Origin of the sequence: Butyricimonas sp. DFI.6.44 (genome assembly GCF_022132345.1) — a bacterium.
GTDB classification, from domain to species: Bacteria; Bacteroidota; Bacteroidia; order Bacteroidales; family Marinifilaceae; genus Butyricimonas; species Butyricimonas muris.
Genome location: NZ_JAKNJD010000008.1, coordinates 167,277 through 192,277 on the forward strand (window position 1 = coordinate 167,277; position 25,001 = coordinate 192,277).

Annotated in this window: 17 protein-coding genes; 1 reads left to right on the forward strand and 16 read right to left on the reverse strand. The window is 45.0% G+C overall.

The window, feature by feature from the left end; translation table 11 throughout:
• Window positions 1-182: 182 nt before the first annotated feature.
• The 6 genes from L0M98_RS12555 to L0M98_RS12580 all read right to left on the reverse strand — a co-directional run bounded on the left by L0M98_RS12555 (window position 183) and on the right by L0M98_RS12580 (window position 7,634).
• Entirely contained in the window at window positions 183-1,091 is a 909-nt protein-coding gene (locus L0M98_RS12555) for a PLP-dependent cysteine synthase family protein (protein WP_227216243.1), read from the reverse strand.
• Between the two features lie 377 nt (window positions 1,092-1,468).
• Window positions 1,469-2,377 carry a fimbrillin family protein gene (locus L0M98_RS12560; RefSeq protein WP_227216245.1) on the reverse strand — a complete coding sequence of 303 codons (909 nt, stop codon included), beginning with the start codon at window positions 2,375-2,377 and terminating at the stop codon, window positions 1,469-1,471.
• 66 nt (window positions 2,378-2,443) lie between these two features.
• A complete protein-coding gene (locus L0M98_RS12565) occupies window positions 2,444-3,253 on the reverse strand; it encodes a KilA-N domain-containing protein (protein ID WP_227216247.1) in 810 nt (269 codons plus the stop codon).
• A 224-nt stretch (window positions 3,254-3,477) separates the two neighbouring features.
• On the reverse strand, window positions 3,478-5,238 hold the full coding sequence (locus tag L0M98_RS12570) for a leucine-rich repeat protein (RefSeq protein ID WP_227216248.1): 1,761 nt from the start codon (window positions 5,236-5,238) through the stop codon (window positions 3,478-3,480).
• Window positions 5,239-5,356: 118 nt separating this feature from the next.
• On the reverse strand, window positions 5,357-6,469 hold the full coding sequence (locus L0M98_RS12575) for a helix-turn-helix domain-containing protein (RefSeq protein ID WP_227216250.1): 1,113 nt from the start codon (window positions 6,467-6,469) through the stop codon (window positions 5,357-5,359).
• 118 nt (window positions 6,470-6,587) lie between these two features.
• The gene (locus tag L0M98_RS12580; RefSeq protein WP_227216252.1) at window positions 6,588-7,634 is read right to left on the reverse strand and encodes a PDDEXK nuclease domain-containing protein; all 1,047 of its coding nucleotides are present in this window, start codon (window positions 7,632-7,634) and stop codon (window positions 6,588-6,590) included.
• Window positions 7,635-7,785: 151 nt separating this feature from the next.
• Here L0M98_RS12580 and L0M98_RS12585 point away from each other — a divergent pair, with 151 nt between their 5' ends.
• Window positions 7,786-9,423 carry an ABC-F family ATP-binding cassette domain-containing protein gene (locus L0M98_RS12585; protein WP_227216254.1) on the forward strand — a complete coding sequence of 546 codons (1,638 nt, stop codon included), beginning with the start codon at window positions 7,786-7,788 and terminating at the stop codon, window positions 9,421-9,423.
• A gap of 61 nt (window positions 9,424-9,484) precedes the next feature.
• On the opposite strand, the gene L0M98_RS12590 is transcribed toward L0M98_RS12585, so the two are convergent.
• The 10 genes from L0M98_RS12590 to nagB all read right to left on the reverse strand — a co-directional run bounded on the left by L0M98_RS12590 (window position 9,485) and on the right by nagB (window position 24,995).
• On the reverse strand, window positions 9,485-11,188 hold the full coding sequence (locus L0M98_RS12590; RefSeq protein ID WP_227216256.1) for a thioredoxin family protein: 1,704 nt from the start codon (window positions 11,186-11,188) through the stop codon (window positions 9,485-9,487).
• Window positions 11,189-11,283: 95 nt separating this feature from the next.
• On the reverse strand, window positions 11,284-12,699 hold the full coding sequence (locus tag L0M98_RS12595) for a BACON domain-containing protein (RefSeq protein ID WP_227216257.1): 1,416 nt from the start codon (window positions 12,697-12,699) through the stop codon (window positions 11,284-11,286).
• 55 nt (window positions 12,700-12,754) lie between these two features.
• Entirely contained in the window at window positions 12,755-13,861 is a 1,107-nt protein-coding gene (locus L0M98_RS12600) for a hypothetical protein (RefSeq protein ID WP_227216258.1), read from the reverse strand.
• Between the two features lie 11 nt (window positions 13,862-13,872).
• On the reverse strand, window positions 13,873-15,453 hold the full coding sequence (locus tag L0M98_RS12605; protein WP_227216260.1) for a hypothetical protein: 1,581 nt from the start codon (window positions 15,451-15,453) through the stop codon (window positions 13,873-13,875).
• Between the two features lie 12 nt (window positions 15,454-15,465).
• Window positions 15,466-16,221 (reverse strand): DUF4843 domain-containing protein, encoded by a 756-nt coding sequence (locus tag L0M98_RS12610; protein WP_227216261.1) that lies wholly within the window; start codon window positions 16,219-16,221, stop codon window positions 15,466-15,468.
• Between the two features lie 21 nt (window positions 16,222-16,242).
• Window positions 16,243-17,739 (reverse strand): RagB/SusD family nutrient uptake outer membrane protein, encoded by a 1,497-nt coding sequence (locus L0M98_RS12615; protein WP_227216263.1) that lies wholly within the window; start codon window positions 17,737-17,739, stop codon window positions 16,243-16,245.
• A 12-nt stretch (window positions 17,740-17,751) separates the two neighbouring features.
• The gene (locus L0M98_RS12620; RefSeq protein ID WP_227216265.1) at window positions 17,752-21,024 is read right to left on the reverse strand and encodes a SusC/RagA family TonB-linked outer membrane protein; all 3,273 of its coding nucleotides are present in this window, start codon (window positions 21,022-21,024) and stop codon (window positions 17,752-17,754) included.
• Between the two features lie 168 nt (window positions 21,025-21,192).
• Window positions 21,193-22,326: a FecR family protein gene (locus L0M98_RS12625; protein WP_186976835.1), complete on the reverse strand. Its 1,134-nt coding sequence runs from the start codon at window positions 22,324-22,326 to the stop codon at window positions 21,193-21,195.
• A 49-nt stretch (window positions 22,327-22,375) separates the two neighbouring features.
• Complete coding sequence (locus L0M98_RS12630; RefSeq protein ID WP_141560884.1) at window positions 22,376-22,882, reverse strand: sigma-70 family RNA polymerase sigma factor; 507 nt, start codon at window positions 22,880-22,882, stop codon at window positions 22,376-22,378.
• 184 nt (window positions 22,883-23,066) lie between these two features.
• Window positions 23,067-24,995 (reverse strand): glucosamine-6-phosphate deaminase, encoded by a 1,929-nt coding sequence (nagB, locus tag L0M98_RS12635; protein WP_227216267.1) that lies wholly within the window; start codon window positions 24,993-24,995, stop codon window positions 23,067-23,069.
• Window positions 24,996-25,001: the final 6 nt, after the last annotated feature.

Genomic DNA, 25,001 nt, shown 5'->3' on the forward strand with positions numbered 1-25,001 from the left:
TCATAAGGTTTATGGACCCTAGCGGGCGCTTTGTCCACGGCAGCATGGCTGCCGGTAAACCTTGTCCGAAGGACGCCCGTTACTTTATGAACTTTATAAACTTTAGGAGCTGAAAGCTCAACTTTATGAACCGGGCAAAAAGCGTCTTGATGCGTTTGCCCTGCACGGGTTATCCGGCAGATTTAATCATCTGCCAGATCATCGAACATCGAGGTACTCAAGTACTTTTCCGCCCTATCGGGGAATATCACCACGATATTCCCGGCATCGATCCGTTCCGCCGTTCTCAATGCCGCCAGCATAGCCGCCCCGCTACTCATGCCGGCAAAAATACCTTCCTTGGCGATAATCTCCCGTGCCATAGCAATAGCCTCCTCGCTCTCGACCATAACCTGCATATCGATATGCAACGGATCATAAATAGCGGGTACGATTGCCTCATCCATGTTTTTCAGTCCCTGTATATAATGCCCTTTCACGGGATGGGCGCTCACGACCTTTATGTTCGGCTGCATCTTTTTCAGAAAACGGGAAACGCCCATAATCGTCCCCGAAGTACCGAGAGCACTCACCAGATAATCAATCTCCCCCTCTGTCTGCTGCCATATCTCGATCGCCGTATTCTCGTAATGAGCTTGATAATTCCCGGCATTACTAAATTGATCGGGCATAAAATACTTCCCCGGGTTCTCCTCCACCAATTTATGAGCCAGCCGAATCGCCCCGTCCGTTCCCTCCGCCGCAGGAGTCAGAATCACTTTTCCCCCATACGACCGGATAATCTTCCGTCGCTCCACGGAAACCGCCTCACTCATCACGATCTCCACGTCATATCCCTTCACGATACCGATAATTGCCAACCCGATTCCCGTGTTACCGGACGTGGGTTCGATAATTGTCTTCCCGGGCACCAGCTTCCCTTCCCGTTCCGCCTGCTTGATCATCTGCATTGCAATCCGGTCTTTAATACTTCCCGTGGGATTAAATCCCTCCAACTTGGCGTAAATATTCACGCCGGATTTCACGTATAAATTATTAATACGCACCATCGGTGTATTACCGATGGTTTCAAGAATGTTCTTCTTTACCATTTGTATAATTTTTGATTTATGATCGACGATTTATGACTCCATGATTCTAAATAATCACCGAATCAAAAATCATTACATCACTGAATAAATAAGTTCCGAATTATCTACATCGACAGCAACAACAGCAGCAAGCATTCCCTTTGACAGATTCAAAGTTCAATACCCCCACTTGCGATTGTTGTAAAAGAATTGCCATCGTGTTCATGTATTAGAAGATTAATATTTGCCTTGCGGCACTTTGTTTATACCGCAAATATAAGAAAAACATTACATTTTTTACCGTTTCCCTCTCTTTTTTGAAATAAACTCCCGATAAGTTCAGTTATTTTATTGTGCCGTCCTGAAATCGGTTTACTCTATTTCAGGACGGCACAGTTTCAATTTACCCCGCTGTTGGTCAGCGCAAGGTTCACCACCTGTTCCTTTCCGCCTTGCAGCTCGGTCAGTCCGTCAGGGACGGCGTAGGTGACGGTTCGGTCGCCCACGGTGATTTCTATCCACGGGGTTCCGGGAGTAACAGACTGTGGCAGGAGGAGGACGCAGAAGCTGTTGCCGGAAGCGGATTTCAAGGGGGTGAAGTCTCCGGTATTCCCAGCCTGCGGCTCTACGCCGCCGCTAAAACTTACAACACCTTTGGTCTCCATGTTCTTTATCACGACCGTAGCGGCATCCACATCCGCCTGTGTCAATGTGCCGGGAGTGTCGGACAGGCTGAGGTTTACCGTGAGGCGGTGCATGAGGTGGCTGAACGTCAGCTGTATCGTCGGTTGGTCGGCTTTTTTCCCGGTAGCCAACGCACTGATCCAGTCGCAGGCGGCATACTTCTCCGGGGTGCTTTGATCGGTGGGATTAAAGTTCATTAGACCGTTTTCATCAAAGTCGGCCAGAGACCGTTTCGGGAAAAAGGCGGAGAAACGGACAATCCCAACCTCGCCGAATTCATCCCACGTCATGTCGGTAGTCCATGTTCCGTCCTTGTAGGTGGCGGGGTGTTCTTTTGTGACAACCGACATCGCTGTTGTATAGGCGAATCCAATAATCATCGTTTCGTCGCCGTTGGCGAAGCTGCCCGTGCCGTCCTCGTCGTTGATGGTGGCGCGTGTGCCGGAGTTATCGGCGGCATCGCTGCCCGTGAAGTCGGCAACGGCGGTGGTGAAGCGGATGGTGTTGCCGGGAGTGTCGTCGTCGCTGCACGAGGTGAGCGCAGCGGTTGCGGCTATCGCCAGCAGGACGGCAATGCAGACGCTTTGCCTGCGGCCGAAGGATAAAAATGTTTTCTTGTTCATATACGCTTAATTTTAAGTTCTTACATTTTAAGCGTTCAATATGAAAGAGGATATTGGAGGATGGGGTTATTTCAGGTATTTCTTGTTTACGTCTTCCAGAAGCTGCATTTGCTGAATGGCTATCCGGTTAAGGCGGACAAGCCTTTCGTGCTGCGGCAGGCCATCGTTGATGAAAACGGCATTCAGATTCTCCATATTCGAGAGGCAAATCAGCTCGTTGATACCGGCATAGTCGCGCACGTTTCCTTTGAGGTCGGGATGCGCGTCGCGCCATTCGAGGGCGGTCATGCCAAACATGGCTACATTCAGCACATCGGCTTCGCTGGCATAAATACGCAAGGCTTGTTGCGGGGTGATTTCCCCGGGGATAAGGTTTTGCTTGATAGCATCCGTGTGAATGCGGTAGTTTATCTTCGACAGTTCACGCTTGGCACTCCAGCCTATTTGGGCTTGTTCTTGCTCTTTGAGGCGCTGGAACTCTTCAATCAAATAGATTTTAAACAACACGCTGATGGCCGATCCAAATTCAAATGCTATATCTTTGTGGGCGTATGTTCCACCATATTTTCCTTTTCTTACGATAATACCGATGGCATCTGTTTTTTCCGTCCATTCGGACACACTCATTACAAAACTTGGTAATCCGGCTTGTGATTTAAAGTGGTCAAATTCGACCACTTTAAAATTAGGATTGTGAACTATTTCCCATGTTCCGAGAAATTCAAGTGTATATCGGTTGCGCAGCCAATTCTTTATAATGTCTGCTGCCCGGCTTTCACTTTCTTTGGCGTTTGCCATATCTGTCAGTGAGATATAGTCCGAATCGTTTGCCGACACAATGGTGATTTCTTTGTTCTGTACGGTTATCTTTGCCATTTTCAGAGTTCTCCTTTCTTATAGGTTATAGTTTCGGTTGCAAAAGTACCGATTCGCTGCCGGATGGCCAAGTATCCCACTCGTTTTTCCTTTCCATCTCCAATACAATCTTTCAAAGAACGCTTGTGCCCTTGCGGGGGCGAACCGCTTCCCGAAGTTGAACTTTGGCGGTGCCAATGTTGAACTTTGACCGCCTCGGAGTTCAACTTCGGGAAAGGCGCGGATTACGGCTGCTGCGCAAAGCTGATGCTCTTCCATTGCATGAGGTAGCCGCTGCCTCCCTTCCCAGCCCATTCGTTGCTGTTGTAGACTGTGGGGACGGCAGAGCCACCCTCTTGCTTGTCGGCGTTCAGCACGAGGTCGCACTTGGCGGAGTCGAATGTGTTCGCTCCGGTATGAGTGCCGGCTCTGTTCTGAAAAACGGCGGAGTGCTCTATACTGGTACCATTTTCTATGTCAACGAAATTTCCGGCTGCGGTGGCTTCTATTCGGGTGAGGCTGCTACAGCCCGTTACGATATAATCACCGAACCGGGTACACTTCGGCAGTTTGAGCGTTTTGAGGCTCGTGCATCCGAAGAAAGCACACTTGTCTATCGCTGCCACTTTATCCAGCGTGAGTTCCGCCAATGAAGTACATAGCTGAAATGCGTATTGTTCAATCCGGGTAACCTGCGGAAGATTCACCGTAGTCAGCGCAGTACAATTGAAAAAAGCATATTCTCCGATTACCTGCACGTAATCGGGCAGCGTCACCTCCTGCAAAGCGGTGCAACCCGCAAAGGCGTTGCCGGGCAGTGTTACCGGTGTTCCCCAGTCCGTCACTTCGCTGAGGTCGCATTTCGTGATTTTCGTATTATAGGAAAATGTACCCAATGCGTCGTCCACTGCGCCCAATCCTATCTTGGAAAATTCGCCCGTCAGCTTGATTTCGGTGTGGCCTGCGGCGAGGGCTGCCGTAATGGCGGCCTTTACTTCGTCGGCGTTCATGTTGGTCATGTCGATGTCGCCGGAGGTGGGGGCTCCGCTTCCGTTGATGTCGATGATGTCGTTAATCGGGGGCTGCGTGTCCCAGCCGGAGATTTCGCTGCCGGTGAGTTCCACTTCGGTGTTGCCCGTGTCGGGGTTCTTCTTCAGCGTGAGGTTGAGGGTGAGTTGCTTGCCGCTTTCGAGGCGGGTTTGGTTGCCGGGTTCGGCAGTGTTCAGGTCGGCAGGTACATGATAGTACCACACATCCCCGCCAACCTCTATCCTGAGCCATTCCGCGCCTGCGGTGAGGTCTTGCGGCGCTATTTTCCAGTCGGCTTTGGCACCGCCTCCGTTGCTGAAGATTACACTGCCCGTTGCTCTGCCATAGGTCACTGCGCCGGTCAGCAGGTTCACCTCCACGTTGGCACGCATCGTTGGCGTGTAACCATCCTTTGCCACAGAGTTTATCAGGGCGGAAGACAAGTCCGCCCCCTCCATGCCATCGCCCCCCGCCAGGTTGACGACGAGCCGGTGCATCAGATGCTTGAATGTCAGTGCCACCGTCCCGCCCTTGCTTGCCGTGGCAGTGGCATGGAGCAGGTCGTCCGTGTGGTTCCACGCTTGGGGCATATACGGGTATGCCGCCGGGTCGTCAATGTCCGGCATGGTGCCCGTGATGCGCGGGTAGTGGGCGGAGAAAGTCACCGCTTCCGTCTCGCTGAGGTCATCCCAGTGCAAGGTAGTTTCCCCGTACTTATATTCCGTGTTGGCGTTCATGTAATCGCCTTTAGCCGTGTAAGTGTAAAGTCCCCACGTGTCGCCGGGGTCGAATGTACCTTTCCCGTCATTATCGACAGTCGCACGCCCCGCGGATACCGTTCCGCCATCGACAGTGCCGTCGATAGAGGCGGTGATTTGCACGACATTGTTGTCTTCTTCCGGGTTATGACCTTTGTCTTTACCGCACGAGGCAAGCAACAGCATTGCCAGCGCAAGTGAAAATAGATTATTTTTCATATGCTTGTATATTGATTGAATGATAATTCACCGTGGAGATATATCTACAAAAATACAAAGTAAAAGCCGCCGAGGCAAAAAAAATGAATTATCTTTCGTTTGTTTGCACGAAAGATAATTAGCGGGCTTCCCCATTAACTCTCTCCCGGTAACATTTAGGTGTTGTCCCCGTCATCTGTTTAAAGTCCCTGTTGAAATTGCTGCAATTGTTGTAACCTACTTTTTCACAGACTTCATCTATGCCGTATTCCGCGTGTTCGTCAAACAACCGCGTTGCCTCGCGTAAACGCAGTTCCTTGCGCCACGAACGGAAATCCATCCCGTGGCACGTTTTCATGTATTGCCGGAAGAATGACAGACTCACCCCGAAAGAATCCGCCACGCGATCGGAAGAAATATCTTTCCGGCAGTATTCTTTCTCGTCTATGTATTTTTGTAATTTTTCCTTTAACAACCGTTCCTTTCCGGCAGCATCCGCCACGACGACCTCGCCATCGGGCTTTCTCGCGCTTTCAGCCGCTGCCGACGAGGCAACCGTGATGACAGGCATCACGAATTTCATTCTGCGATAGTAATTGACAAACCACATCACCATGAAACTATAGTAAAGCACGTACAACGGGACGAAGTATTTGTACAAGGCGGTAAAAAATAACACGGGTATTGCCATGACGCCGACAACCAACGCACTATAAAACCCCGTTTTTATCCACGACAGACGGTACTCCTCGTCATTGTCATAATAATCCTCCACCTCGCGCACCGTCCGGCGGTACGCCAACATGAATAGCCGCGTGTATATCACCAGCTGGATAATATAAGCAACAATGCCCGCGTAAAAAAGCCCCCAATAATAGTCGGCAAAACAGGACAAGGCAACAAACAAGATTACGCCCGCTACCGTGATTCCTCCTGCCTGCCGGAGCACGATTCCCCACCGGACTACATTCGGACGTATGAAAACCAACATGGACATGGTGAAGAGAAGAGCTTGAAACGAAGCTACAAAAAGCGTGCTGGCAGGTTCGACACGACGGTCATACCCCGTGAAACAGCACACCAGACTGAGAAGCGCCAACACGAAATACGAAGGCACAAGGATATTGCGCGCCTTACGCAACTTCTCCAACCCGCTTTCCGGCTGTATTGTCGTAGCCGCCAGCATAACCCCGAGTATCGCGATCACGAAAGCCGAGGTTCCCATCAAAAATTTATACGTTACGACATCCATCCTTTCAAATCATTACAATCGCGAAATTACTTGCTTTTCGCTGTTTATACAATATGGCATCCCCACGGTACGTTACACAATGAAGGTGTGCAAAAGTCCATTTCTTTCTAAGTTGAATTTACGACCTATCATTTAACTTCGACTCTATCTCATTAATTGATGGTATGGTTCCCTCTACTTCGGTTGGATAAAGTTGGGACAACTCGTATTCTGATATACCAATCGGTTGACGACTTGATTCCAGCGCATATTGCGCCAACAAATTGTCCTTATTCTTGCAAATAAGTAACCCTATTGTTGGATTATCTATTCCTTCTTTACGTAAAAGATGGTTTACGGCTGTCACATAAGTACCAAGCTGACCTATATCGGCAGAATCAAACTCGTCTATCTTGACTTCCACCACAACGTAGCAACGGATAGTAAGATTGTAAAACAACAAATCGATGAATTTTTCCTTTTGACCTATTTGCAACCGATATTCCCTCCCCACGTAAGCAAAGCCCGTTCCAAGTTCTACCAGAAAATTAGTGATATTCATCAACAGCGCATCCTTCAATTGTCGTTCATTATAGCCCTTACGCATGGCAAGAAAATCAAAACTATAAGGATCTTTTGTAAGTTCTTGAGCCAAATCACTTGTAACAACAGGCATCGTGTGCTGGAAATTAGTTAAAGCCTTCCCTCGCCGTTCATATAAATCGGTATCAAGGAAATTGAGCAACATTGCACGGCTCCACCCGTGTTCCAAGATTTGGCGCACATAAAACAAGGCTTTGTCGGGATTATCCGAGCACTTGTCAATGATGCGTATATGGTGTCCCCACGGTATGTTACACAATTCTTCAACAAGTTGTTGAAGATTTCGGGTACGGTCGGCATAAAGCTGAAAAAAACGCTTGGCATATCGTATATTCGATTCGGAAAGTCCTTCTACACCGGGCATTTCCCTACGCAAATCCGCACTAAGGGTAGCATAGAATTTACCCCCGTATTTATTATCCACTTCCAACGAAACGATATCGCTTCCCAATCCCCAATAAAATTCGATGAGAACACTGTTCACCTTTACCGCCGCTTTTATCTGACTCTGACGATAACGGATACTCAACTCCTTCACCCATTGCAGATAGTCCTTGTCTAATATACTAATAGATTTGCTCATATTTTTTCCTTCATTTTTCATGCCTTTTACAAAAGCAGGTTTTCTCTTTTCGCCGTTCATGCACAAATATAAACAAATTATTTTATCTTCGCACCGCCATTTGGAAATGGTGAATCCATTTTCAATTTTCAACTTTCAATTTTCAATTTATATGATTTCAGTAGACGGATTAACAGTAGAATTTGGAGACAGAGCACTTTTTAAAGACATATCATTCGTGATTAACGACAAAGACCGTATCGCCCTCATGGGTAAAAACGGGGCGGGGAAATCCACCCTGTTGAAAGTCCTTGCCGGGGAAAGACAACCCAACCGGGGTAACGTTTCCTGCCCGAAAGACACGGTGATAGCCTATCTGCCCCAGCATCTGATGACTCAAAACGAGCGTACCGTCTTCGATGAAACCGCACAGGCCTTCGCCCATCTTTTCGAGATGGAGAAAGAGATTGAACGTCTGAACCAACAACTGACCGAAAGAACGGATTATGATTCTCCCGAGTATTACAAACTGATTGAGGACGTTTCCACCCTGAGCGAGAAATTTTACAGCATCGACTCCACGCATTACGAGGCGGATGTTGAAAAGATTCTTTTAGGCTTGGGATTCCAACGGGAAGACTTCAACCGCCCGACCTCCGACTTCAGCGGGGGATGGCGTATGCGTATCGAGTTGGCAAAAATGCTGCTTAAAAATCCCGATGTATTACTGCTCGACGAGCCTACCAACCACTTGGATATCGACTCCATCCAATGGCTGGAAGACTTCCTCGTGAACAACGGGAAAGCGGTTGTCGTGATCTCCCACGACCGGGCTTTCGTGGATAACATCACCACCCGCACCATAGAGGTCACCATGGGGCGTATCTACGACTACAAGGTAAATTACTCGCAATACCTCGTGTTGCGCCAAGAACGCCGTATCCAACAGCAAAAGGCTTATGACGAGCAACAAAAAATGATTGCCGAAACCAAGGAATTTATCGAACGCTTCAAGGGAACCTACTCCAAAACGCTGCAAGTGCAATCCCGGGTAAGAATGCTCGAGAAACTCGAAATACTGGAAGTGGATGAAGTAGATACTTCCGCCTTACGACTGAAATTCCCGCCTTCCCCCAATTCGGGTAAATATCCCGTCATCGCCGAGGAACTCACGAAGGACTATGACGGTCATGTCGTTTTTCAAAACGCCAGCTTCACGATAGAGAAAGGCGAGAAAGTAGCATTCGTCGGACGCAACGGGGAAGGAAAATCCACCCTCGTGAAATGTATCATGGGAGAAATCCCCTACACCGGAAAGCTGACTTTGGGCTACAACGTCCAGATCGGGTATTTCGCCCAGAACCAAGCCTCGCTCATGGACGAAAACCTCACCGTTTTCCAGACCATCGATGACGTAACCCCATTGGAACTAAAACACAAAATCAAGGATATGCTTGGAGCCTTCATGTTCAGCGGCGACGACGTGGACAAAAAAGTAAAAGTCCTTTCCGGGGGCGAACGTACCCGTCTGGCAATGATAAAACTATTGCTATCCCCCGTGAACCTGTTGATTCTCGACGAGCCGACCAACCATTTAGACTTACGTACCAAGGACATTCTGAAAAGCGCCTTGAAAAACTTCGACGGCACCCTCATCGTCGTGTCGCACGATCGTGATTTTCTCACCGGACTGGCAGAAAAAGTCTACGAGTTCGGCAACAAGAAAGTCACCGAGCACCTCGAAGACATCCAAGGCTTCCTCCGGAAAAAGAAAATGGAGAACTTGAAAGAAATCGAGCGAAAGGGATAATAACATTAATTATTGTAGCGAATATTACAGTAATATTCGCTACAATAATATCCCCCACACGTTATTGACAATCCCTCAATCGTTGCTCAACGGTTTCCAACCCTTGTACCTCTACAAATTTTGTCCGATTCTTCAATAAAAATTTCTCCGCATCCGAACCGTTAGGACTGTATTCTTTTTCTGAAAAAATATACCAATAACGAGATGAAACTCTCTCCTCGTCACTTAGTACTCGAAATAATTCCTTCACAACCCCCGGAGCACGGGAATCCTTGACAGAGGCCAATGCTTCCGCGTACGAAGTCAACAATTTCTTATCCCGTCTTCCCATATTATAAAATTCTTCTAGACACTCCAACGCCGTATACCCATTAAACACATCTTCAAGTTTTGCGCAAAAATATTCCGCATCCCCTATTCCAGTAAATTTATGACGAACACCTCCTTTCCAATTCACCACAACAAAAGTCGGGTAAACATGTACATCAAATTTTTTGCAAACCTTCCGACCTTCTTGTTTTTTTATATCGCATTTCACGTATATAAAATTTTCGTTCATAACACGTTTGAGCTCTTCATCCCGAAATACCGTATCTGACATATATCGACAAACCGGGCTATCTGAATCATAACAATCTATAAAAACACGTCCCCGTCTTTGTTTAGCCACTTCAAATGCCTCCTCAAAAGTCATCGTGCGGGCAGCTATATTAAAATCGACAAACATCTCTTTCAAAAATTTCCTTTTTGCTTCCGACTCGTTACCGGTGATATATTGACACTCTAAAGCTGCCACATTCTTCAACTGATCTATTGACGCCCTATGCACGAGCAATTCGCTAGCTCGTTTCCCCGTATGACTCCATAATTCCACGTTCCCTCGTGAAATCAAATTTATAATCTTTTCAATATCCTCATTTGCAATAGCTTCACAAAAGTCAAGGGAAACTTCCAATTTTTCCCGTTTTTCAAAATACGATTTCTCCAATTCCTCGCGAATTTGAGTAAAACGAGTGGAAAAATCTTTCGGGCGTTCAGAAACAAGTTGATTTAAAGTCGAGCTATAATTTTGATACAAATACGACTCCACGTTTTCTCCTCCCACGTTTTTTTTGAAAATAGCGATATTATTCAATACTAAGCTAAAATCATCTGAACCATAAACACTTTTTTCAAGAATAGGCCAATATTCTTTTTTCATTTTATCCTTTTCCGTCAACACGGAGTCCAACTTCTTTCCAATCTCCTTGCTCTTCGCCCTTTCACCCGCATCTTGCAGCACGACCATGTAAATCATCAACTGCTCTTTCGTCATTTCTCCTTTCTCGTACAGCTTGTTCAAATAAGTAAGAGAAGTTTTCTTGTCTAACCCTCGCTCTACTTTATTAATAAAAGGTTCCAACTCACCTCCCCCTACAATCATATGTTGTATGGTTCCATCCGGACGAATTATAAAAAACGTCGGGTAAGCTTTAATTTTCAACTTCTTACTCAATTCCAGCCCCTCCCCTTTCTCCATGTCAAATTTCACACAGACAAATTTAGGGTTAAAAAAATCACCGGCTTCCTTTTGCGGAAATACATTTTCTGCCATAACACGACACGGAACACACCATGCCGTATAACAATCTACAAACACGAGTTTATTTTCTTGCTTTGCTTTCGCCAAAGCTTCATTAAACGTAAGAGCTTCAAAATTTACTCCTTGTCCAAAAAGAGATAAACTCGATATCAACAAAAATAAATTGACAATAATAATTTTCATATTACAAATTAATTTCTTTAGAACACAAAAAGAGTTGCAATAAAACATCTAATAGATTCATTGCAACTCTTTTGTCAAACAAGAATCAAAAGCTTTTACTTCGCTAAATCACGTTTCCACCAGAAGCAACGAGCAATGAACATATTAGTAGAGCCTTTACTCATACATCTTCCACCCATAGTTGGATTATTTTCCAAATTCCAAGCCCATCCCCATCCATACATATCCATATGAGCATCACACCAATACCATCCCGTGGTATATTCCGGCACGTTCAACGCTTTCAATGCATTATTTACTTTCTCACAATTAGCTTTCAATTTAGGCCATTCAGATTTTAGATTACCTTCCAGTGTAACGAAATCCCCCTTTAAACGCCAAAAACTTGGCAAAACCCATCCTTCCATTCCGGTTTTCTCTTCCATTTCCGCACAATAAGCAAATGCAGGAAATGCATCTTTCCAATCATTCGGATACATCTCTTTGACTTTACTATAAATAGGCTCATACCCTCCCCCTGTTATCACTGCGCCATTAGCACAAAACATTACATTTTCTTTTTCTTCCAAGGCAATCACCAAAAGTCCTTCTTCATCATGACTAACGACAATACCAACAGCCACTCCATTATGTTTGAAAACATCTCCGGGATTAAACACTCCACCTTCTTGCTCCACAAGAACAATCGTTTCACCCATAGTTACAGTCGCGCTCCTTGCATCTCCCCCGACATTACCGGATGCACTTACCACCAACTTACCGTCTTTCAACTCTGCCGTACACCAATCCTCGCTTGATTCCGCGGTTGTTGCCCCAGCAGGAGCATCTAAAACAATGCGATACCCACTGGCATTCAACACCACAGCATCAACTTGCTTCACAGTAACTTCAATTACTTTTTGATTCTCTTCATCAATCCCTGCCACCACATTAAACTTTGTTTCATTCGGTTCTTCATCTGCATTTTCCTTCACCTCCACCGTAAACGACTTATTATCTTCAGCAAGAGTCACGCTAAACCAATCCTCCTTCTCCACATTTTCCAAGCGGATGGCAGCTTGATTACTTGTAACCGTGATAGCTTCGCTACCTCCTGCTTTATCAAATATGATTACATTTTTCGACAACTCCAAAGTAGCTTCTGCCGCCGCCGATTGAAGCACAGGAATCACTTTATCCGGATTCCCTACCGACTTAATCAATAATTTACCTTCTCTCTTTTCTACAGAATTATTCACTTCGGCCACAACTTCCAACCATTGCTGATCCAACTTGGTCACAGAGAACCATTTTTTATCCCCTTCCATCTCCACATCAACGGTCCAATCCTCTGCGTTTGTCGTGACACGGATACGCTCCATCATGCCTTCAGTTGTTCCCGCTTCAAATTCCAACTTTTCCTTGTCTACCGTCAACATAAACTTCTCATCTTCCCCTTCTTCCTTGTCATCACTACACGCAAAAAAAACAGAAAACATAGCCAAACATAAATACAAAAACCAATTTTTCATAATATTTGTCTTTTGATTGTTAATAAATATAATTATGCCTATTAAAAACATATTTCTAAAATTCTACACTTTTTGATTGTAATATTTTCATCACTTTTATTCCCATGGAATCCGCACCTTCTACCGAAAACTTGATTGAATACTTCTCTCCCGCTTCAAGATGCACATTACGAATAATCATAAACGTATCATCAAACAAAAGCTCTTCTCCTTCACGCAATTCCGCCAACAAACTCGGTTCCTCCAGACGCTTCGGGAAAAAGAAGATATACTCGTCAATATCACACGCCTTCCCGTTCGATTCGAAAGTCACCGTACAAAGCAAACGTTGCTTCTTACACGTCATCTTAAAAGGAGATAATACCTCTTTCAACCTGATATTCCACTTCGGATCCCCGTAATACACCAACACATCCCGGTTTTTCAGCAACTCGATCTGTTCTCCCGTACACTCTTTTCCCAATTCTTTTTTTACCAAGATTCTTATCGCCTCATCGTCAACCACGCATCCCTCTTCATTCTCCGGCAAAACCAAACCAAGCGACTTAGGGTCCCACGCCGCCAAACGTTCCAAAATACACTGCTGCTGCAAAAACACAGCCTCGGCTACCGTGTGCTTAGCCGGAGTCTTCATTCGTTCCTTCCAGCTATCTTTCCAAGCCCCGGTACTCCAATTCACCCCATTATAACCTGATAACTTCTCCAACTCACACGCTTCCAACCATCCCATATCCACCTTTTTCGGAGTCTGTGCATCTGTCACCATCCGCATCGCATCAACAGCTTGCTCTCCGGTTATTATTCCCCAGACAAAATCCTCGTACGGGGTATCACTCATATTACGACTCATGGCATGCATCATTCTCACGAACAACGGGGTTATCTTCTCCGCTTTCTCCACGACAGTCACGTAACGGGGCTGTGCCTGTTTCAACTTATCGAAAACCTCCCCGGGATATTGATTATAATCAAACTCCACTCCCCCGTGATTCATCTTCAATGTCTCGGTCAATTTTTTCCACGCTAAATCCTCTCGCACAGCCTTGCTCACCAGAATGGCATACTCACACGTCCCTTTCTTTTTCTGTGCATATACCTGAAAAGTACAGCCCAACAACACCGCAAACAGCAATCCCACTAAATTAATAACATATCTATTCATACCTGTATAAATCAGTAATCCGTACGCAACAAATGAAGTTTATAATACATATTCATTGGCTTGTATGCCACGTGTTCCCACTTTTTGAGCAAAGACAAATCAAACGAATCCAACACGTACACGCTACCTTTACGCTCTCCCTCTGCCGTGGGGTCATACACCCCGACAAAGACATATTTATTCGTAATATCCTGTGTCATACAAGTAATCACGGCATTGGGATTCACACTGGTCACGTCAAAACAAAGCTCGGATTCTTCTGTCGGCAACTTAGGTTCCGTCGAAGCACCGGGTTTCCACATGTAAATCTTACGGTCTGTATTATACAAAATCGAACGATGTTGATACACGTTCAAAACCTGCGCTTCCGGTGTTAAAGTCAACTCTTCACCCTCCGGTAAATCATACGTATACGAAGATACCACATTGTATAAACCAAACAGAAGATACATACTCCCCGTGTATCCGACATCGGAAACTTGCCTTATCGTTATCTTCGACGGATTCTCGATATTTTGCGTCACAATATAAAAATCATGTACACCGATATTTGCCGTTTCAAACGGTATCGCGTAAATCACTTTTTCTCCCGGATAAGCTTCCGGCCCTATCCCACTATTGGAAAGTCCATCAGCCCATATGCCATATAACTTTGAATTCTCGTCATCATGCAAAAAAAGAATATCTAGAAAAGCGCTGTTTCTCTCTATGCCCGAACGTATTTTAACCCGCTGAAAGCGATCCCAATGATGAACATCTTTGAAAACTTTCCTCTCTACTTCCATTTGCCAATTCCAAGTTTGTACCCGCATATCCCCATCATCACAGAATGCAAACAAATCAAACTTGCCCACCCCACACATTCCTAACTTTAATGGCGTTCCTGAAAACTCGAAACCGGTAATCACTCTCAATGTATTGTGATCCAAATAATATGCCTGTTTATTTTTCCGGGAAAGAATATAAGGATAACCTACCCGAGGAAACCAAATATCGCCCCCCCCGCAAACAAACGCAAAATCCACGATATCATCTTTTAGAACAGGTACATCCTCTGAAGTCCGATACCAGAAATCGGAAGCCTCTTTTTGCACGAGTTCTATTTCATCCGTCACGGTATTCTGCACGGAAAACATGGCATCACCCTCATCATTGCGACTCAACATAACCAACCCCTCGTCAAAATTACTGCTCGGCTTTACAATAAAATAACGATACGCACTGCCAAATTCATTCGAAACCCTTAAACGAGCAAAATAAGGCTCTTGCCTGTCGAAAGTGAATCTTAGCACTTTATCATTCGATAACATTTTCAATGAATCTTGTGGATGAACCATATACTCCCCTTTAGCACTAACATAAATCTTTCCATAACGCCATTGATAAGTCAGCGGACAGGACGGATCTGTTTGTGATATCCGATCAGAAGGATCAAACACGAACTCTTCCCCCAACTTAGGATATAACACGGTATCCTGATCGGATATATATATATCGGAAACCTCTATATGCGGTCCGGTCGTCTTATCTTTGACGCAACTTACCAAGCCGACAAGAAAAACCGCAAGCACCACTAATATTACCTTTTTCATACTCATCTACTTTTATTTATTATTGTACCACTCCGGAATTTCCACCTCCGGATTAGGATGTTCCGTAAAATAATCAAACAGCGGCACCAACACTCCTTGCTTAAATAAGGGTTGATAAGCCAAATATATCCCACTCCACTTTCCCTCATTCGTAAGCATCTGCAACCGATACCCAAACAGATCAAGCATGGCGCGATATTCCTCCGGTCTTGGCCATTTATACCATAATTCATTATAAATCTCAAATAACTTTCTGTAGGCAACTTCCGAAAATTTCCCTAACAAATCTTCCACCCACCATTTAGGTTGCTGGGGATGCACGACCTTCACGCCAAAAGTCACTTCCGGACTCTGCATCATCGGTATAAATTCATCATTTTCCAAAATCCTCAATCCTACCCACAATTTCATGTCCTCATACTCCTTGTAAGCCGGACGACGAGCCCACACTCGAATCGCTCCCCGCACGGCTCCTGCCGTTAAAACTGCCTCAATCTTATAATCCGTTGATGGCATATTCGTCAAACTATCAATAACTTCTACAAGAATCTCCCTATCATAATCAACCGGGACTCCAAGTATCGAATACGAGGCACCTCCCGCTGCCCAAGTCGTATCAGTATACTCTGAAAACTGTATTTCCACGACATTCCGATCTAAAGCAATACCCGTCTTTCTACTTGTATCCCATACCCACGGATCTTTTTCACACGAAGCGAAAAACATCAATAAAATAATACTCCATATCACGTAAAATTTCTTCTTCATAACTCTTCTCTCTTTAATTAATCAATATGTCGATTCATCGCGGTATTCAAACTCCTCGTCCGGTATATTCAAATTCCATTTATCCTCATCCATGATAAGTTCACCTCCAATCTGAGGAACCAATTTTAACTTATCCGGCTGTCTTTTTTTCAAACGAAACCAATATTGTCCTTCCAGTACAAACTCTTTTCTGAATTCCTCGTCAATAATTTCAATTGTCAAATCACCCTCGAAGTTTCCCATTCCTCGCGAAGCATAATATTTATTAAAGAAAATTTTTGCTTCTTCTGGAGAAGATTCAACCAAAGATTCAACCAGTATCAAATACATTTCCGGAATACGAATCATATTCGCTCCGTTGAAACCGATTCCCGCCAAATCTTTATCGCCCGGATTTATCAGCACACGATCCAACACTTTCAGATAACGATCTCCATAGATACGGATTCTATCCGCTAGCGACATATTATATATATTAGGCACCCCTATCCATTCATTACGATAATCAAACTTATCATCCCGTCTTTTATACATTTCCGGCTCCGCAGGCAACCACCCCCCGCTCTGCAAAAGAAGCTCCCCAGACCAATTATCATACATATTGGAAACATAAAGTCCGAAAATAGCTTCATCAGCGTTTACCGTCCCTCCCATACAGCGGATAAAATGCGTGGAACTAATCGTTGTTCCGTCACTCGGTAACGGAAACCTGCCGGATTCGATTACCTCACGGGCATACATTCCCGCACTATCCAAATCACCCGCCCTTCCCCTTGTCCAATAGACACGGGCTAAAGTTGCCTTCACCGCGTAAAGATTAAAATGAGATACGCGTTCACTGGTAAACAAATCATACATATTCTCCGGCAAACGAGGATAGACCAAGAGCGACTCGTCTTCTGTTAATAATTGTTCCGCTGCCTTCAAATCAGCAATAATCTTCTCGTAACATTCTCCCGTCGTGGAAAAAGGTGTCACGTACATCCCGTATTGTGTAACATAGGGAATCCCCCTGTTTTCTTCCAAAGCCGAACCGTACATCCTCAACAAATCAAACAAGACATACGCACGAACCCCTAAAGCTTCCCCTTTGTACATCTTTTCATGTTTCAACCTCTTTCCATCCCAAATTTCCAACCTCTCTAATATTTTATTCACGTCACTTACAAACTTGTAAGAAGTCTGCCACATTTTTTTATACCTGTCTATCGCCCGTTGGTCCGTGTGATCATGCATTATAATCTTGTCATATATACCACCCGCCGAAGCATCACTACCCGCTTCTTTCCCTATAGCGAAATACTGTCCCAACAAATCAATCGTCTGTTGGAAAGTTTCTCCATACATATCCCCCTTTGCTAACGTCACGTAAAGCCCGTACATAGCCTCCTCTATCCCCTCTTGATCCGTGAACAAATCATCTTCCAAAATAGAAGACTTATCGCGTGCCGTTAAAAAATCCTCACAGGAAGAAAAAAAAACTCCCAGTAAAAATACCAATACAATAACTCTATTCATAATTCATTTATATTAGAATGTAGGACTAATCATAAAATTGAAACCGCGCATAAACGGATAAGAAGTACCTCTTTCATACTTCACGGTAGATAACCGCAACACATCCGAGAATGTAACACCCACTGTCAATCGCTTCAAGCCGATTCCTCTCACCCACGTTTGAGGCAAATTATACGAGATTGACACAGATGACAAATAAACCTCGTTCTTCTTCTCCACAAACCGGGCCGATTTAACAAACCGTTGTTGCTCATACTCTCCTTTAGGATACGCCACCACATCACCCGGTTTTACCCAACGCTCCGTGTATGCCCGCACATCCACGTTTTTGGTTATATCTATATTTTCCACCTTTGCAGCCCGTGTCGAATTATAAATATACCCCCCGAACGTGTAACTGAATGCCATACCCACGCTTATATCCCGCCAAGCTGCCGAGAGGGACGAACTTCCCTCGAACCAAGGTTTTGTATCCCCTAATGCGACCATATCTTCCACATTATAAGTATACGTGGGTTCTTTCGTATCTTTTTTAAGAAACACTTCCAACCCGTTAGCCGGATTAATCCCCCACGAATCCACGGCATAAATAGCATCCATTGACTCCCCTTCGCGAAGTTGCAACTTGGGGGCTACCCCCTTGTCCCGCATATTCGCCTCGTTCTGTCTGGCTAGTGCATTACTAATTTTCATCAATTTATTTTCCGTGTGATGCGTATTCACAGTCAAACGCAACAACCAATCCGTTGTCCTCACCAGCAAAGAAGAAACAGATATCTCCATTCCCCAGTTCAAACTTTCACCGAGATTGGCTTGAACTGTGGCAGCCCCGGTAGAAAGAGGAAGTCCGATCGGCAACAAGGCATCTTTCGTGCGTTGTCTGTAAAAATCAAGATTCACCTGAAACCGCCCTTCAAGAATATCCAACACGACACCACCATTCATATTCAAGGTGCGTTGTGCCTTCAAGTCGGGATTCCCTAATTGCGATGGAATTGCTCCTAATCCTAACAGATATGCGTCCCCGTAAGTATAGATTGTCTGCGCCATATTACCACCAAAATTACCACTACCGACAAAACCTATACTACCGCGGAATCGGAAAGTACTTATCCAAGAAAGTGCTTTGATAAAACTCTCGTTATGAGCGTTCCAACCTATTCCGAAAGACCAATAAGGAGCCCATTGATTATTTCCTCCCAAAACCGAACTACCGGAACTTCGATAACTTCCATCAAGGAAATATCGATTTCTAAAGATAAAATTCAAATTCGCAAATACCCCCACGCTTGCCGAATAATCGTTACTACCTCTAGGCTTTCCTCCCGAAGGATAAGTACGGGCAAAATTAATATCATTCATTACAGGTTTAAGAAAACCTCTTCCCTCCATACCGAATGACGATGAATTACTTTGAGTTATTGTTGAACCGACATTCGTTGTCAAAATACTTCCCTTGTCATCAAAAGGCAACGAATAACTTACCGACCCGGTCATACTCCAACTTGTCCCCTCTGCCCCCGACAAAACGTATCTACCTTTGGTATTGGCAGATTCATTTCCCACCATAGATGATGTATGCAAACTAGATATATAATCATCACTTCGATTATCACTTAAAGATAAATTCGCACTTAAATTTACAATCATACCCTTCATCACATCCCAACGAAACGTCAAATTGTTACTTATATTCTTCGACTTGCTCTTCGAGAAACTTCCCGTTGACGCATTATACATAGGATTAACTGCACCAAAAGAAAGTTTAGGTATTAATTCTCCATACTCATCGTACGGACAATCATATGGATTCAGCACCACCCATTGAGAATACGATCCGTAAGGAGAATTTTTCGAATCCGTCTTTCGAATATCCGAACGGAACGTAACCGTCAATTTATTTCTAAAAATATACGAGAAATAAAAACCGATACCGTAATTCCGCCGAAAATCCCCTTTCATTACACCATGTGCATCCCCGTAACGGGCAGTCACACTATAATCCAAACCGCCTCCTCTACCGGTAACAGAAAGTGAATGACTATGCGACCAAGCAATTCGCACGGGTATTGCTGCCCAATCGGTATAAACACCCGAGTTAACCAACTTCAATTTCCTGTTATACTCCATTTCCTTCTCTCCATTCATTCCCTCATATATTCCCCAACGTCTTTCCAATTCCAATTTCTGTCTTGGATTACACAAACTATAAGAACTCACATCAGGGAATTGGATATCAGGCACAAAATTGTAACGCATCCGCAATTTACTATCCGCAACTCGTTTACGAGTCACCACGATAACCCCGTTAGCCGCTTTATCACCGTAGATAGCCGTTGCCGAAGCATCCTTCAACACATCGACACGCTCAATATCAAACACATCCATATCATACAATCCTTCCAAAGTTGTTTCCACTCCATCCACGATAATCAATGGAGAGTTCAAACCATACTGGTCATCGGAAGTCTTTATCGAAGTCGTACCCCGGATAATAATCTCCGGGATATAATTAGGATTCGAACCCTGCTCGTTATTATCCACGATTCTCATTCCCGGCACAAGCACGGTCAACGCCTTGAACAAATTCGTCTGAGAAACTGCAAGAATATCTTCGGAACGAACCGTGGATACCGCTCCCGTGTAACTATTCTTTGATGCCGTGTATATACCGTTTACCACCACTTCATCCACCTCGTTCACCTCCTCGCTCATCGTGACGTTAATCGTCTTCTCTTTTCCGACCTTAACCTCTTCACTCTTCATCCCGATACAAGAGAATTGCAACACCGTTTCCGACGAAGTAGGGACAACAATCTCGTACATACCATCCGCGTTAGTTGCCACCCCCGTAGAAGTACCCTTGATTATCACTGTCACTCCCGGAAGAGGCTCCTTATTTTTATCAAGCACCACTCCTTTGACTGTAACGACCTTCCCGTCCAAGTTCTTCTTATCGGATTGGTATTTCACCGTAATATACTTGCCATCGGTAATTTCCGAGTAAGTGAACGGCTTCCCTTCCAACACCTTTTTCAACGCATCGAGTATCGTGACATTCTTCAATGATGCCGTCACCTTATACCCCTGCACGTGATCATACGTGAACAAAATCTTATACGGAGAAAGTTTTTCCAACTTTTTCAACACCTCCCCTAAAGCCTCCTCTTTAAAATCTACCGTAATATTCTTCCGTTCTTGAGCCTGAACAAAAGACGTTAAAAGCAAGAAACACGCGAACAATACAATCCGAGAAACCCCGAACAGCCTAATTTGCCCTCGCATGCAAAAAATACTTTGATGTCCCATAAATTTGTCTTGTTAATTTTATAATTCATATACAAGAACACGCGTAATTAAAAATAGGGTACCCCCCTTTTTAAAAAAATTAGACAAAAAAATAACAGCCGCAAACACGGCTGTTAAACAACACAAACACAATATACTAACCTGTTAATCTACAAATATCGTATTTCCCTCACGAGTAATTTTCATATCTCCCATCATATTCAATAATTTTAAGGCATTATCCACGGGCAAATCCCTTTCCGCCAAGAAATGCAAACGCAAATGCATAAATGTTTCATCCCGGAACACGACACGCACACCATACCACCTGCACAACTCCCGCATAATCTCCGCCAAAGACTCGTTATCAAAATAAAAATACCCTTCAATCCATAAATAAAAACTATCTGTGTCCACATTTTTAATCTCGAAAGAACCATCTTCCCTTAAAAACGCATCCTCTCCCGGACGAATAACCGCTTCCGCGGCAGAAACCTTATCCGTCACCCGGACGCTCCCCTGCAACAACGTCACGTGAGTATCCTCTCTGGAATAAGCACGCACGTTAAACTCCGTTCCCAACACCTCCGTCACCAGCTCCCCGACCTTCACTTTAAAAGGACGTGCCGCATCATGTGCCACCTTAAAAAAACCTTCTCCCTGCAACTCGACAACTCTCTCTCCTTCCGGGAAAACACTAGGGTACCTTAACCTACTCTCCGCGTTCAACCACACCCGGGTTCCATCCGACAAACACAATTGATAAAAACACCCGCTGGATGTCGAAAGCGTGTGCATTTCCATCTCTCGGTCCGGTTCTACAGGTTCATAAACCAACATCTTGCCACTATCGGAAGCCACCATGATATTACCCGGCAAACTATCCATTTTCGAATTCGAAAGAACCACCTTTCGTCCGTCACCCGTGCACAACACCACGTTCGAGAAAGAAGTGTCCGGCAAAAATGTAACAAACTCTCGTTGAACAGAAGGCTGGAAAGCAAACCTAAATATCCACAACAATAACAAAATACTTGCCGCCCCGCTCACGAAACCGACCAACAAACGTCTATACCTCTTCACCCGCTGTTTTCGTGCAAACTTACCCCACGCCTTATCCGAATCCGTTTCCAGCAACTCACGGACGAAATAACTTCTGCAATCTTCCAACAAACGCATATCACGTGCGCAGTCCGGATCCGATAACATCCTTTCCAGCTCCTCATCCTTGATTTGGGGATCATCCAAAGCATCCAACAACCTATCTGTTTTATCCATATCTTGCTTTATATTATCCATCTTCTAACCTTTAATAAATACACCTATCATCTTGTTTAGGGTACCCCCTTCATTCATTTTTTCCAAAAAACTCTTCTCTCAACAACTCCAAAACCCTCATCATGTGCTTCTTCACCGTATTTCTGCTAATTCCCAACAAATCCGCCGTTTCCAAATACGTCTTCCTATTAAAACAACATTCTTCCAACACTCTCCGAGTTTGAACAGGCAAAGTAGAGATCACCTTTTCCACACGCTTTATTCTATCCTCATCCTCTCCTGTCAAATCCTCCCCCTCTCTATCCGCTTTCATAAGCATTGCTGCATATTTATCGACCGCCTTGCGATGACGCAAATAATTCATGCTTCCATGTTTCACCCGCAAAACAAGAACTGCAAACAATTCATCTTTTTTGAGTTCCTTATACTTCTTCCATGCATACTCGAAAGCTTCACTCACCACATCCTCACTCGCATCCTTATCATTCAAGTAAGTATAAGCATACTGACACAAACGAGAATAGTTCTCCTTAAACATATTCTCGAACTCTCGCTCCAAATTTCGACGCCCCAACATAAATATCAAATATAAATCCTAAAGACAAATTAATACAATTTCATCGACATTTTGCAAAAACAAAACCATTTTCTTTCACCCCTCTCTCCATACGCAACCATTTAATGAGCTTCCACCGGCGAATAAAAAGAAACGGGATCCCGTAGAATCCCGCTCCCGCAAAAAAAATATAAAACACAACATATTATTTTTCATGCTTGTAACGGACGAAGACCTCCATCGCCTCGTATTCCGCCATCCCGATCTTGTTATACAAATCGGCCGTGTTACGATTGCGATCTTCCGCCCGCTGCCAGAACTCCCGCGGATCATCTCCCGGGTATGCCGGACCGTTATTCTGGGAACCGTGCCTGTAAATGGCTTCCCGTTTGATTGTCAATTCCGACGGGCTCACCGGTACAGCCATATCGACTTTCTCCATTTCCCATTCCAACCATGCCCCGCGGTACAACCATGTGTAACAATCCCGGAACCATTCATCCCCACTCACGACATCAAACGCCCGCATGATAGCCTCCAAACAAACGGCATGTGTCCCGTGCGGGTCGGCAAGATCCCCCGCCGCATATATCTGGTGAGGCCTAATCTCCCGCAACAATTTCACGATAATATCAATATCCCCATCTCCTAACGGCTTCTTCTTCACAGAACCCGTTTCGTAGAAAGGCATATTCAAGAAATGCACTCTCTCTTTCGGTATTCCCATAAACCGACAGGCTGACAACGCCTCTGCCGAACGCAGTGCCGCCTTGTACGGTAACAACTCCGGCGATTCGTTTTCCTCCGGTTTCCGGTTATGTATCTTGTCTTTCAAGCTTTTAAAACTCTCGTTCTCCATTCCCAAGTTACGAGAGAACATATCGGCAACATCCATCATCTGGTACAAATAATCGTCAAACACGGCGATATTCCCCGATGTCTGGTACGCCACGTGCACCTCATGCCCCTGTTCCACCAGACGCGCCTCGGTACCTCCCATGGAAATCACGTCATCATCCGGGTGCGGGCTGAAAATCAACACGCGTTTCGGGTAAGGATTCGCCCTTTCCGGACGGGTTGAATCATCGGCGTTCGGTTTCCCTCCCGGCCAACCGGAAATCGTGTGTTGCATATCGTTGAACACCTCGATATTCACTTTATTTGCCGAACCGAACAACTCTATCAAATCACTCAGACCATTCTCCTGATAATCTTTATCCTCGACCTTCAATATAGGCTTTTTCAATTTCTGGCACAAACGCAAAACCGCCTTACGAATCAGTTTCTTGTCCCAATCCACCTTGCTCACCAACCACGGGTAATCCGCTCTCGTCAATTCACCCGCCGCACTCTCGTCAATCACAAACTGCACGTCCGAATGCATCTGCAAAAAAGTGGCAGGCACCGTGTCCGACACCCGTCCTTCCACGGTAGCCTTGATGATCGGGGCTTTCTTCTCTCCCCACGCGAGCAAAACAACCCGTCTTGCTTTCATGATCGTCCCCACCCCCATGGTAATCGCTTTCGTGGGTACCAGATTCCGGCTCCCGAAATCCTTAATCGCGTCTTTAATCGTCAAGTCATTCAAGTAAACCTTTCTCGTGGTAGACGTGATAAAAGACCCCGGCTCGTTGAAACCGATGTGTCCCGTCCGACCGATACCCAGTACTTGAAGATCAATTCCGCCCTCCGCGTCAATCGCTTTCTCGTAATCCTCGCAGAATTTCTCTATCTCTTCTTCCGTCTGTAAAGTACCGTCGGGTATATGAATATTTTTAGGATCAATATCTATATGATCAAATAAATGATGATGCATGAAATAATGGTAACTCTGCTCCGACTCTTTCGGCATCGGCAGATACTCGTCCAAGTTGAACGTCACCACGTTGCGGAAAGACAAGCCTTCCTCCCTGTGCATCCTCACGAGTTCTTGGTACAATTTAATCGGGGAAACTCCCGTCGCCAATCCCAGAACACACTTTTCACTGCTGGCAGCTTTGGTTCGCACCAAATCCGCGATTTCCCGGGCAACGGCTTTCACCGCCTCGTCCGCCGTTTCATAGATCTGAACGGGTATCTTCTCGAACCTGTCAGCTCCCTCTCCCTTCGCGATGTAGTTTTTTGTTATTACCATATTATT

Coding starts and splice junctions, on each gene's coding strand:
- L0M98_RS12600 (WP_227216258.1), bottom strand. CDS start 13,861: ATGAATAGATATGTTATTAATTTAGTGGGATTGCTGTTTGCGGTGTTG.
- L0M98_RS12610 (WP_227216261.1), bottom strand. CDS start 16,221: ATGAAGAAGAAATTTTACGTGATATGGAGTATTATTTTATTGATGTTT.
- L0M98_RS12595 (WP_227216257.1), bottom strand. CDS start 12,699: ATGAAAAATTGGTTTTTGTATTTATGTTTGGCTATGTTTTCTGTTTTT.
- L0M98_RS12555 (WP_227216243.1), bottom strand. CDS start 1,091: ATGGTAAAGAAGAACATTCTTGAAACCATCGGTAATACACCGATGGTG.
- L0M98_RS12630 (WP_141560884.1), bottom strand. CDS start 22,882: ATGTTGGGGCGTCGAAATTTGGAGCGAGAGTTCGAGAATATGTTTAAG.
- L0M98_RS12580 (WP_227216252.1), bottom strand. CDS start 7,634: ATGAGCAAATCTATTAGTATATTAGACAAGGACTATCTGCAATGGGTG.
- L0M98_RS12625 (WP_186976835.1), bottom strand. CDS start 22,326: ATGGATAATATAAAGCAAGATATGGATAAAACAGATAGGTTGTTGGAT.
- nagB (WP_227216267.1), bottom strand. CDS start 24,995: ATGGTAATAACAAAAAACTACATCGCGAAGGGAGAGGGAGCTGACAGG.
- L0M98_RS12620 (WP_227216265.1), bottom strand. CDS start 21,024: ATGCGAGGGCAAATTAGGCTGTTCGGGGTTTCTCGGATTGTATTGTTC.
- L0M98_RS12590 (WP_227216256.1), bottom strand. CDS start 11,188: ATGAAAATTATTATTGTCAATTTATTTTTGTTGATATCGAGTTTATCT.
- L0M98_RS12560 (WP_227216245.1), bottom strand. CDS start 2,377: ATGAACAAGAAAACATTTTTATCCTTCGGCCGCAGGCAAAGCGTCTGC.
- L0M98_RS12570 (WP_227216248.1), bottom strand. CDS start 5,238: ATGAAAAATAATCTATTTTCACTTGCGCTGGCAATGCTGTTGCTTGCC.
- L0M98_RS12565 (WP_227216247.1), bottom strand. CDS start 3,253: ATGGCAAAGATAACCGTACAGAACAAAGAAATCACCATTGTGTCGGCA.
- L0M98_RS12615 (WP_227216263.1), bottom strand. CDS start 17,739: ATGAATAGAGTTATTGTATTGGTATTTTTACTGGGAGTTTTTTTTTCT.
- L0M98_RS12585 (WP_227216254.1), top strand. CDS start 7,786: ATGATTTCAGTAGACGGATTAACAGTAGAATTTGGAGACAGAGCACTT.
- L0M98_RS12605 (WP_227216260.1), bottom strand. CDS start 15,453: ATGAAAAAGGTAATATTAGTGGTGCTTGCGGTTTTTCTTGTCGGCTTG.
- L0M98_RS12575 (WP_227216250.1), bottom strand. CDS start 6,469: ATGGATGTCGTAACGTATAAATTTTTGATGGGAACCTCGGCTTTCGTG.